The following is an 11,006-nucleotide window of genomic DNA, read 5'->3' as shown; positions in this document are numbered from 1 at the left end:
CACCACAGTCAACTGACAGCGCCCGTCAAGGCGCTACGCGCCATGCTCGGCGCACTAAAAAAACGGCCAATATCGCTATTGGCCCGTCAAAGAGGAATTTGTATATTGTTTTAATTATTCTGACCGATAAACGGTCAGATACAGAATTGTCGCTCAATGTAATGATTAACGCCATCACTATTAAGCGACATTATACTATCTGAACAACAGATGACGCCGCTGGCTCATTTGTGCGCTTATCAAACAACTGCACTAAGAAGGATACATGACGCCTGCCGTAAAACTGCTCGAAAAAAACCATGTTCCCTTTCAACTCCATGCTTACGACCATGATCCGGGCGAAACCAATTTTGGCGATGAAGTGGTGCGTAAACTGGGCCTGAATGCGGATCAGGTCTATAAAACGCTGCTGGTTGCCATCAACGGCGATATGAAACAGCTGGCGGTTGCCGTCACGCCCGTGGCCGGGCAGCTGGATCTGAAAAAAGTGGCGAAAGCGCTGGGGGCTAAAAAAGTGGATATGGCCGATCCCATGGTGGCACAGCGGATTACCGGTTATCTGGTAGGCGGCATTAGCCCACTGGGGCAGAAAAAGTTGTTGCCGACGGTGATTGATGCACCTGCTCAGGAGTTTTCGTCGATCTATGTTTCTGGTGGCAAACGCGGGCTGGATATTGAACTGGCAGCGGCCGACCTGGCGAAGCTGTTGAACGCCACTTTTGCCGAGATTGCTCGCCGCGACTGATCCAATCAATCTCACAGCCGTTCACCCTCGCCCGGCCCCTGGGAAAAAAAGCCGGGTGAGGGTAAAACCTTACTTCCAGCTCACCTCGCCTTGCGGCTCGAAAGCTTTTACATCGAGCGGAGAATTTTTCTCAATGTACTGTTTCAGCACTTCGGCATCGACAAAGCCGGTATTGACATAGCCTGGTTTTTTATCAATTTCCGGGTAGCCATCCCCCCCGGCGGCGTTAAAGTTTAACGTCGCCATACGGTAGGTTTTTGCAGGATCAACCGGCTCGCCTTTGATTTTCAAATCCTGCAGGCCCGCCGCCGTCGCAACAAAGCTGACGTTCGAGAACTGAGGGTATGCCCCTGAGTCAGGTTTTTTCTGAGCAACCGCGCTCAGGTATGCCGTCACTTCTTTACCGCTCATCTCGGTGTAAACCACCGTATTACCAAACGGCTGTACCTTCAGCACATCTTTATAGGTGATGTCGCCCGCTTCAATCGAATCGCGAATCCCACCGCCGCTCATTACCGCGAAATCAGCGCCGGTGCGATCCATTTGTGCCGCCAGCAGCAGGCGCGCCAGGTTAGTTTGCACGAAACGCACTTTGCTGCGATCCCCTTCCATATGGCCGTTGACGCTGCCCACTTTGACATTCAGCTGCGCCTGGCCTTTATTCTGGAATGGCGTCAGCAGGGAGAGCATTTGCTGGTTTTCCGGGATTTGTGGCGTGTAAAGCACGCGCTCGCTGTCACCGTTATCGTAGGTAATTTTCTTTTTCAGGTTGACGGGGATCAGCTGGTAATGCGCCAGTTTCATCTCACCGTTACGAAACTCGAAATCCGCACGACCCACGTATTTGCCCCACTCGTGCGCCTGGACAATCCAGATACCGTTTTGCTTATCCGGCGCGCACGGCGTGCCCGGCACATAATCAACCTGCTTTTTGTTCTCTGCCGCCATACAGACCGGGTTTTGCGAGTGCCCGCCGACAATCATCGTCAGCGCGCCCGCAGGCAGGCTGCGAGCCATCTCGACATCCCCCGGCGCATTGGAGCCGTGGTCGCCATTATCGTAGTGGCCCATATGGGTCGCCGCGATCAGCACGTCCGGTTTTTCGGTGACTTGCAGCTCCTGGATCGCCAGTTTTGCTTCATCCGCCGGTTTACGGAATTCGATATCGGTGAAATTTTCCGGGTTGCCAATTTTCGCCGTGTCATCAGTGGTTAAACCGATAACCGCGATTTTAATCCCCTGAGGTTTAAAAATGGCCCACGGTTTAAACAGCCGCTCGCCGGTGCTTGTCTGATAAATATTGGCCGAAAGCAGCGGGAATTTTGCCCATTTTTCCTGCTGGCGTAACACGCTCAACGGCTTGTCAAACTCATGATTACCGATGGCCATGGCGTCATAGCCGATCAGGCTCATACCACGAAAATCAGGTTCCGCGTCCTGTAAATCGGATTCAGGCACGCCGGTGTTGATGTCACCGCCAGAGAGCAGCAGTACGCTACCGCCCTTTTCAGCAACCTCTTTGCGAATGCTATCCACCAGCGTTTTTTGCGCCGCAAGCCCGTATTCGGCGTGTTCGCTGCGCCAAAAGTGACCGTGGTGATCGTTGGTGTGCAAAATCGTGATGCGATAGGTTTTATCTTTTTCCCAGGCCAGCGCCGATGCGCTGGTTAAGCTGACGGCCATGAGCAGCGCTGTGGCAACCCCTTTTACGGCAAACTTCATTGCAAATCTCCCTATTCAGTAAAGACTTCAGCACCAATAGCAGACGGCTGGCGGCATAGACAAATAACTTTTTATGATTCTGACTTTCTTCATCCCTTTCCTGCGGGTATGTTAGCTGGGTAATGATTTCCTACGTTTCCATCAGCGAAGCGTAATAAGAATAATACAATCTATTTATTACAGGTAATTATGGCAATTTCGCAACAAGCTCTCGCGCCAGCGGAGCCTAAACAAGCGCGCACCGCATTCGGTATTCTTGGGGCAATCAGCCTCTCCCATTTGCTCAACGACATGATTCAGTCGCTCATTCTGGCGCTTTACCCGCTGCTGCAGAGTGAGTTTTCGCTGAGTTTTGTCCAGATTGGGATGATAACGCTGACCTTCCAGCTGACCTCATCGCTACTCCAGCCGGTAGTAGGATACTACACCGACAAATACCCGATGCCCTGGTCGTTGCCGATTGGTATGTGCTTCACACTTTGCGGCCTGGTTATCCTGGCGCTAGCCGGGAGTTTCCCGATGGTGCTGCTGGCCGCAGGCCTGGTCGGAACCGGCTCTTCAGTGTTCCACCCGGAATCTTCCCGCGTGGCGCGTATGGCATCCGGTGGCCGTCATGGCCTTGCTCAGTCACTCTTCCAGGTGGGGGGGAACTTCGGCAGCTCCTTAGGGCCGCTGCTGGCCGCGCTGATTATCGCCCCTTATGGCAAAGGTAACGTGGGCTGGTTTGTGCTGGCAGCGCTACTGGCGATTATCGTGCTGCTGCAAATCAGCCGCTGGTATGCCGCGCAGCATCGCATGGCGAAAGGCAAAGCCGCCGCTCCGGTGGTTAACCCACTGCCGCGCAAAAAGGTGATTCAGGCGGTGACGGTGTTACTGGTGCTGATTTTCTCCAAATACTTTTATATGGCCAGCCTCAGCAGCTACTACACCTTCTATCTGATGCATAAATTTGGTTTATCGGTGCAAAACGCGCAGTTCCATCTGTTTGCCTTCCTGTTTGCCGTGGCCGCGGGCACGGTGATTGGCGGGCCGGTTGGAGATAAGATTGGCCGTAAGTACGTGATCTGGGGTTCGATCCTTGGCGTGGCGCCGTTCACGCTATTGCTGCCGTATGTTTCACTCTACTGGACCGGCATCCTGACCGTGATTATCGGCTTTATCCTTGCCTCGGCATTTTCCGCCATTCTGGTGTATGCACAAGAGCTGATGCCGGGACGTATCGGCATGGTTTCCGGGCTGTTCTTCGGGTTTGCGTTTGGTATGGGTGGCCTGGGCGCGGCGGTGCTGGGTCTGGTTGCCGACCATACCAGTATCGAATTAGTCTATAAAATATGTGCTTTCCTGCCACTTCTCGGCATATTGACTATATTCCTGCCTGATTATCGTCATAAATCATAGTTATAAGGGCCAGATAAATCATCTGGCCCTGCACCATCCCCTAACTCTGCAAGACCTTTCCTGAACTAAACGTATAAAAGACCCACCAGGCAACAATTTTTGTCTAAACGCGCCTTTTCTAAATAAACCCTCTATTTAACACCCACCCCGATGAAAAAATTGTCATAAACTAAAAGCAGAGTTCAGGAACGACTGGAACACATTGATCACGAAAGGAGACGGAATGCATCACGCCACCCCGCTTATCACCACCATTGTCGGCGGCCTTGTGCTGGCCTTTTTGCTCGGTATGCTCGCCAGCAAGCTTCGTATATCACCGCTGGTGGGCTATTTATTAGCGGGGGTGCTGGCCGGCCCTTTTACGCCAGGCTTTGTTGCAGATACTAAACTTGCGCCCGAATTAGCGGAGCTGGGCGTTATCTTGCTGATGTTTGGCGTCGGTTTGCATTTTTCTCTGAAGGATTTGATGGCGGTAAAGGCCCTCGCCATTCCCGGAGCCATCGCCCAGATCGGGGTGGCGACGCTGCTGGGCATGGGGCTTTCATCGCTGATGGGTTGGTCACTGATGACCGGCATCGTGTTTGGCCTGTGTCTTTCCACCGCCAGCACCGTGGTGCTGCTGCGCGCGCTTGAAGAGCGGCAATTAATCGACAGCCAGCGTGGGCAAATCGCCATTGGCTGGCTGATTGTTGAAGATCTGGTGATGGTATTAACGCTGGTGCTACTGCCCGCCGTTGCCGGCATGCTGGAAAAAGGCAACGTTGGCCTGGCATCGCTTACGCTGGATATGAGCTTAACTATCGGTAAGGTGGTGGCGTTTATTGCGATTATGCTGATTGTTGGCCGCCGTCTGGTGCCGTGGATTCTGGCGCGCAGTGCGGCAACCGGTTCACGCGAGCTGTTCACGCTGGCCGTTCTGGCGCTGGCGCTCGGCATCGCTTTTGGCGCCGTTGAGCTGTTTGACGTCTCGTTTGCGCTGGGCGCATTCTTCGCCGGTATGGTGCTTAACGAATCTGAGCTCAGCCACCGAGCCGCCCAGGATACGCTGCCGCTGCGCGATGCTTTTGCGGTGCTGTTCTTTGTCTCGGTCGGTATGCTTTTCGACCCGATGATTCTGGTTCAGGAACCGCTCGCCGTGCTGGGCACGGTGGCGATTATCGTGTTTGGCAAATCGCTTGCGGCTTTCTTCCTGGTGCGCCTGTTTGGTCACTCGCAGCGTACCGCTTTGACCGTCGCCACCAGCCTTGCGCAGATTGGCGAATTTGCCTTTATTCTCGCCGGGCTCGGCATGGCGCTGAATCTGCTGCCGCAAACCGGGCAAAATCTGGTGCTGGCCGGGGCGATTCTGTCGATTATGCTCAACCCGATTTTGTTTGCGGTGCTTGAGCGTTATCTCGAGAAAACCGAAACTCTGGAAGAGCAGACGCTGGAGGAAGCTCTCGAAGACGAGAAGCAAATTCCGGTTGATATCTGCCATCACGCCCTGCTGGTTGGCTTCGGGCGCGTGGGGAGTTTGCTGGGTGAGAAATTACTGGCTCAGGGGATCCCGCTGGTGGTGATTGAAACGTCACGCAATCGGGTGGAGGAGCTGCGGGAGCGTGGCATTCGCGCGGTGCTGGGCAATGCCGCCAGTGAAGAGATCATGAATCTCGCACACCTGGATTGCGCACGCTGGCTGTTGTTAACGATCCCCAACGGCTACGAGGCCGGGGAGATTGTCGCGGCCGCGCGCACCAAATGCCCGAACATCGAGATTATTGCCCGCGCCCACTATGACGATGAAGTAGATTATATTACCGAACGCGGAGCCAATCAGGTGGTGATGGGCGAACGCGAAATTGCCAATACGATGATGGGGCTACTGGCTAACCCGCCCTCATCCCAGCCTTCTGCCCCAGGAGAAGGAGAAAACCGACCCTAACCCTCTCCCGGGGAGAAGGTTAGGGTAAGGGCATTCGCAGGGAATCAACGAGCCCAGTAAGACTCTTCAAGGCTATCTTCGCGCTCTGGCAAACCACGCGTCAGACGCGGAGAATGCTGGTTCAATACCTGATAACTCACGCGATTGGCGTATTTACATACCTGCGCCAGGGACGAATAGGTCAGCCAGGTGCACTGGTGTTTGCTGGAGTTCGGCACGTTAGCACGGTGATAGTTATTCGCCGTAATATCGTGCAGCAGCGCCGCCAGCGCGCCGTCGCCCGCGCCATTGGTGTTCATGATTTTTTCAGGTCCGCCCATGTACGGCGCGATATGCGAGAAAATACGCAGCGGGTTCTGGCAATCTTTGTGGCGCATCGCGCGGCTAAATTCATACTGGTTAAATTCAGCAATCGCGCCCGGCAACAGCGGATGCTGCGTGGTGCGTTTTGACGACTCTTCGGTAAAACCCGCCATATACAGGCCAACCGGCCCGGCGGTACACAGCACTAAATCGACCCAGTCCAGCGCTTTATCAGCCGCCAGCAGCGGGTCGCTTTCACCGGTCAGCGCCAGCCCCTCTTCTTCGTTCATCGCCAGAATCGAGACGTGCTCTTTGAGGAACGCCTGCCACCACTGCGGATTTTCCGCGATAACGTATTTGGTGCCGAGGGTAAGCACCACCGGCACGTTGTGCTTCTTCGCGTACGCGATGGCCTGCATGGTCGCTTCCGGCATCGGCTCACCGTCTTTGCAGCGTACCAGGTAGGAAGTCAGAACCAGCGCAGATGCGCCAGCAATCACCTCTTCAGGAATACTATCGGCATGCAGCTGGTTCATATGGCCAGGGCTGATGGCAAAAGTACGCTCGCCCTGCTCGCCAATCAGCGTAAAGCAGCGGCCAATCGGGCCATTGACGCCTTGCAGGTAGTTGAGATCGGTGCGGCTGGAGGTATTACACAAGTAACGATAGGCGTAGCTGCCAATTTCGATATTGCTGCACATCACGCCGAGTAAAACGGAGCGATCGTCGGCCAATACCGAATAGTTGTGCATGGTGTTACCGATGGTGCCGCCGGCAAACTGGTGAGTAATAAGATCCTTTTGCACCAGTTCCTGATACAGCGCTTCCGCAACCTCATCTTCAATCACCAGCGAATGGCCGAAACTCAACCCGTAACGGTGAACAAATTCGTCGTCCACTTTGGCTTCGATATCCACCAGCGTCTGGTCGATCCCGACAATCCAGGAAGTGCCGGTTTCATTTTCAGGCTGAACCTGTTGCAGTAAAGGATCGCGCGCGCTAACAGGGAAATAATGTTTGGATTTACGTTTGCCGGGAAATTTCATGATGTTGTTCAAAGTCGCTAATCAGGCCGGAAATGGTAGCACATTAACGGCCCTAAGCGAGATCAGCGATATTTCTGCACCAGGTTCATCATCATGGCAATGTGGGCCGGGTCGTCATTCAGAGCAGGAATATATTCATATTTTGTCCCGCCGGCTTCGAGGAAGACCTCACGGTTTTGCACCGCCATTTCCTCCAGCGTTTCCAGGCAATCCGCAGAGAAACCAGGACACATCACCTGAATATGTTTTACCCCTTTTTCAGGCAGTATTTTCAGGGTTTCATCGGTGTAGGGCATCAGCCACGGCTCGCGACCAAAACGTGATTGATACGTCATCATCACTTTTTCCGGCGGCAGCTCGAGGGCTGATAGCAGTTCACGCGTGGTGTCGCGGCAGCGCTGCGGGTAATCATCGCCTTCGTTGGCATAACGCTGTGGAATACCGTGATAGGAAAGCAACAGAACATCAGGCTCGCCGTGTTTGGCAAAAGATTCTCTGACCGATGCCACCAGCGCGTTGATATAAGATTCATCATCAGCATAATCGCGAATCAGGGAAATCGACGGTAGCGAGCGATAGTCGGCAAAAATGCGCCCTAATTCATCCCAGACCGCGGCGACCGTCGAGCAGGAAAACTGGGGATACAGCGTCAGCACCACAATGTGGTCAACGTGGTGCGACATCAGCTCTTCCACCGCGCTTTTCAGCGACGGCGTGCCGTAGCTCATCCCGAGCGCGACGGGAACATCAGGCAATTGCGCGGCCAGCGCGGCCTGCTGGCGACGGCTATACACCAGCAGCGGCGAACCTTCGTCCATCCATACCGATTGATAGAGTTTGGCCACGCGGGCAGAACGCAGCGGCAGAATCACGCCGCGCAGCAGCGGCCACCAGATTAAACGTGGAGTATCAACCACGCGCTTATCGCTGAGAAACTGGCGTAAATAGCGTTTTACCGCCGCCGGAGTGGGTGCATCAGGCGTTCCCAGGTTGGCCAGTAAAATCCCCACTTTTTCCTGATTCATTTCCACTCCTTATCGACAAATTGCTGATAATTGTAACGTAAAAGCACGACAGGAGAACCGATTACAATGAAAGGCCGAAAAATGGGCAAAAAAATACCGGGCGCATAACCCGGTATTTTTATATCAACAGCGAATTAGCCAAGGATTTTAGCCAGTTCTGCGCTCACTTCGGTCACTTTACGGGTGCCGTCGATTTTCACGTATTTAGTGTTACCGGCTTCAGCTTCTTTGCTGTAGTAGGAGATCAGCGGAGCGGTCATCTGATGGTATTCTACCAGGCGCTTACGCACGGTCTCTTCCTGATCGTCTTTACGGGTAGTCAGTTCTTCGCCCGTTGCGTCGTCTTTACCTTCCACTTTCGGTGGATTGAAGGTGACGTGATAAACGCGGCCAGACGGCGCGTGTACGCGACGGCCAACGATACGCTCAACAATCAGTTCGTCTGGTACTGCAAATTCCAGAACCACGTCCACGTTGATGCCCGCTTCTTTCATGGCATCAGCCTGTGGAATCGTGCGTGGGAAACCATCCAGCAGGAAACCGTTGCGGCAATCTTCCTGGGTAATACGCTCTTTTACCAGCGCAATAACCAGTTCATCTGTAACCAGTTTCCCGGCATCCATGATGTCTTTTGCTTGTTTACCCAGCTCTGAGCCAGATTTGACTGCGGCGCGCAGCATGTCACCGGTGGAGATTTGCGGAATGCCGTATTTCTCCATGATGAACTGAGCCTGAGTTCCTTTACCTGCGCCCGGAGCGCCAAGCAGAATAATACGCATTGCGTAATTCCCCATTGTTTGGATTTTTGATTATTTAAAGCAGAGGCGCAGACCTTACCATTAAAGGCGTATTCACCTCAACAATGGCAGGGGTTGTAAGCGTGGTTAGTTGATTTGCAACGCCCTCACCCCGGCCCTCTCCCACAGGAGAAAACCAGAGTGAGGGATCAAACTTAGGAAGCCAGCAGCTGATTCATTCGACGAATGAACTGGTTAGGATCTTCCAGCGTACCGCGTTCAGCCAGCAGCGCTTGATCGAGCAGTAATTCAACCCACTCGCCAAACTGCGCTTCGTCCTGAGTATCCGCAACGCGTTTCACCAGCCCGTGATCAGGGTTGAGCTCAAAGATGTATTTCACTTCCGGCACCGCCTGGCCCGCAGCGGCAAACAGTTTCGCCATTTGCGTGCTCATGTCGTTGCTGTCGGTGGTGACGATAGCTGGCGAGTCGGTCAGACGATGCGTCAGACGCACCTCTTTCACGCGCTCGCCGAGCAGATTTTTCACACGGTCAACAAACGGCTCCAGCGCTTTTTCCGCTTCTTTCGCTTCTGGTGTTTCTTCGTCGGCCATTTTTTCCAGCGATTCGTCAGTTTTGCTGACTGACTGGAAGGCTTTACCGTCGAACTCGGTCAGGTAGCTCATCATCCATTCGTCGATGCGGTCAGAAAGTAGCAGAACTTCGATGCCTTTCTTACGCAGCAGCTCCAGATGCGGGCTGCTCTTCGCGGCGGCGTAGCTGTCGGCAGTGATGTAGTAAATCTTCTCCTGCCCTTCTTTCATGCGCGACACGTACTCTTCCAGAGAGACCGTCTGCGCGGAAGTGTCCGTGTGAGTTGAAGCAAAGCGCAGCAGCTTAGCGATGGTTTCCTGGTTTGCCGTATCTTCAGCCGGGCCTTCTTTCAGCACCAGGCCGAAGTTTTTCCAGAAGGTCTGATATTTTTCACCGTCGTCTTTCGCCAGTTTTTCCAGCATCTGCAATACGCGTTTGGTCAGCGCGCTACGCAGATTTTGCGTGACGCGGCTGTCTTGCAGAATTTCACGCGACACGTTCAGCGGCAGGTCGTTGGAATCTATCAGGCCGCGCACGAAACGCAGGTAGTTCGGCATAAACTGTTCCGCATCGTCCATGATAAACACGCGCTGGACGTACAGTTTCAGGCCGTGTTTATGGTCACGGTTCCACATATCCCACGGCGCCTGAGACGGGATATACAGCAGGCTGGTGTACTCCTGCTTGCCTTCCACGCGGTTATGGCTGTAAGTCAGCGGGTCGGTGAAGTCATGCGCCACATGCTTGTAGAACTCGTTATACTCTTCGTCTTTGATTTCAGACTTGCTGCGCGTCCACAAAGCCTGCGCTTTGTTGATTTTTTCCCAGCCGAGGATGGTTTCGCCATCTTTCTCTTCGCGGGTTTCGATTTCAACCGGCAGCGCGATGTGGTCGGAATATTTACTGATGGTCGAACGCACACGCCAGTCGTCTAAGAACTCATCTTCGCCTTCGCGCAAGTGCAGGGTAATTTCAGTCCCGCGATCCGCTTTAGTGATATCCGCAACGGTGTATTCGCCCGCGCCTTCCGATTCCCAGAATACCGCCTGGTCTGCTGGAACGCCCGCGGCGCGAGTGCGCACGGTGACTTTATCCGCCACGATGAAGGCAGAGTAGAAGCCCACGCCGAACTGGCCGATAAGCTGGCTGTCTTTTGCCTGGTCTGAGCCCATGGACTCAAGGAAGGCTTTGGTACCAGATTTCGCAATGGTGCCCAGATGATCGATCGCTTCGTCGCGCGTCATACCGATGCCGTTATCGGCGATGGTCAGGGTGCGTTTTTCTTTATCAAAAGAGACGCGCACGCGCAGTTCACCATCACCTTCGTACAGATCTGCCTGAGACAGCGCGCGGAAGCGCAGTTTGTCTGCCGCATCAGAGGCGTTGGAGATCAGCTCACGCAGGAAAATTTCTTTGTTTGAATAGAGGGAGTGGATCATCAGGTGCAGAAGTTGTTTCACTTCAGACTGGAAGCCACGAGTCTCTTGTCCTTTCATGGTCATTGATACCTCAACA

Annotated in this window: 9 protein-coding genes; 4 read left to right on the top strand and 5 right to left on the bottom strand. The window is 53.8% G+C overall.

The features are described 5' to 3' along the window. Both EHN07_RS20530 and ybaK read left to right on the top strand, forming a co-directional pair. Positions 1-203 (top strand): hypothetical protein (locus EHN07_RS20530; RefSeq protein WP_208646999.1); only part of this gene is annotated, 203 nt, incomplete at its 5' end. Between the two features lie 62 nt (positions 204-265). Beyond that, positions 266-745, top strand: coding sequence for a Cys-tRNA(Pro)/Cys-tRNA(Cys) deacylase YbaK (ybaK, locus tag EHN07_RS14525; protein ID WP_124024808.1), 480 nt, complete (start codon positions 266-268; stop codon positions 743-745). A 69-nt stretch (positions 746-814) separates the two neighbouring features. Here the strand turns inward: ybaK and ushA are convergent, their stop codons facing one another. Then, complete coding sequence (gene ushA / locus EHN07_RS14520) at positions 815-2,467, bottom strand: bifunctional UDP-sugar hydrolase/5'-nucleotidase UshA (RefSeq protein WP_124024807.1); 1,653 nt, start codon at positions 2,465-2,467, stop codon at positions 815-817. A gap of 189 nt (positions 2,468-2,656) precedes the next feature. Here ushA and EHN07_RS14515 point away from each other — a divergent pair, with 189 nt between their 5' ends. Both EHN07_RS14515 and ybaL read left to right on the top strand, forming a co-directional pair. Then, a complete protein-coding gene (locus EHN07_RS14515; protein WP_124024806.1) occupies positions 2,657-3,865 on the top strand; it encodes an MFS transporter in 1,209 nt (402 codons plus the stop codon). A gap of 223 nt (positions 3,866-4,088) precedes the next feature. Beyond that, a complete protein-coding gene (gene ybaL, locus EHN07_RS14510) occupies positions 4,089-5,786 on the top strand; it encodes a YbaL family putative K(+) efflux transporter (protein ID WP_124024805.1) in 1,698 nt (565 codons plus the stop codon). A 44-nt stretch (positions 5,787-5,830) separates the two neighbouring features. On the opposite strand, the gene EHN07_RS14505 is transcribed toward ybaL, so the two are convergent. From EHN07_RS14505 to htpG, 4 genes are all read right to left on the bottom strand, one after another. After that, positions 5,831-7,135 carry an inosine/guanosine kinase gene (locus EHN07_RS14505; RefSeq protein ID WP_124024804.1) on the bottom strand — a complete coding sequence of 435 codons (1,305 nt, stop codon included), beginning with the start codon at positions 7,133-7,135 and terminating at the stop codon, positions 5,831-5,833. 62 nt (positions 7,136-7,197) lie between these two features. Next, positions 7,198-8,160 (bottom strand): ferrochelatase, encoded by a 963-nt coding sequence (hemH, locus tag EHN07_RS14500; protein WP_124024803.1) that lies wholly within the window; start codon positions 8,158-8,160, stop codon positions 7,198-7,200. A 134-nt stretch (positions 8,161-8,294) separates the two neighbouring features. After that, positions 8,295-8,939, bottom strand: a complete 645-nt coding sequence (gene adk / locus EHN07_RS14495; RefSeq protein WP_034458097.1) for an adenylate kinase — start codon at positions 8,937-8,939, stop codon at positions 8,295-8,297. 173 nt (positions 8,940-9,112) lie between these two features. Then, positions 9,113-10,987: a molecular chaperone HtpG gene (gene htpG / locus EHN07_RS14490; RefSeq protein ID WP_124024802.1), complete on the bottom strand. Its 1,875-nt coding sequence runs from the start codon at positions 10,985-10,987 to the stop codon at positions 9,113-9,115. Positions 10,988-11,006 lie beyond the last annotated feature (19 nt).

The organism is Buttiauxella warmboldiae, assembly GCF_003818135.1.
Lineage (GTDB): Bacteria > Pseudomonadota > Gammaproteobacteria > Enterobacterales > Enterobacteriaceae > Buttiauxella > Buttiauxella warmboldiae.
The sequence above is the reverse complement of the archived record's forward strand: the minus strand, read 5'-3'. Positions and strand labels throughout refer to the sequence as shown.

What these genes read in the sequence shown, in the direction of transcription:
- hemH (WP_124024803.1), bottom strand. Translation starts at nt 8,160, where the DNA reads ATGAATCAGGAAAAAGTGGGGATTTTACTGGCCAACCTGGGAACGCCT.
- ushA (WP_124024807.1), bottom strand. Translation starts at nt 2,467, where the DNA reads ATGAAGTTTGCCGTAAAAGGGGTTGCCACAGCGCTGCTCATGGCCGTC.
- htpG (WP_124024802.1), bottom strand. Translation starts at nt 10,987, where the DNA reads ATGAAAGGACAAGAGACTCGTGGCTTCCAGTCTGAAGTGAAACAACTT.
- ybaL (WP_124024805.1), top strand. Translation starts at nt 4,089, where the DNA reads ATGCATCACGCCACCCCGCTTATCACCACCATTGTCGGCGGCCTTGTG.
- ybaK (WP_124024808.1), top strand. Translation starts at nt 266, where the DNA reads ATGACGCCTGCCGTAAAACTGCTCGAAAAAAACCATGTTCCCTTTCAA.
- EHN07_RS14505 (WP_124024804.1), bottom strand. Translation starts at nt 7,135, where the DNA reads ATGAAATTTCCCGGCAAACGTAAATCCAAACATTATTTCCCTGTTAGC.
- adk (WP_034458097.1), bottom strand. Translation starts at nt 8,939, where the DNA reads ATGCGTATTATTCTGCTTGGCGCTCCGGGCGCAGGTAAAGGAACTCAG.
- EHN07_RS14515 (WP_124024806.1), top strand. Translation starts at nt 2,657, where the DNA reads ATGGCAATTTCGCAACAAGCTCTCGCGCCAGCGGAGCCTAAACAAGCG.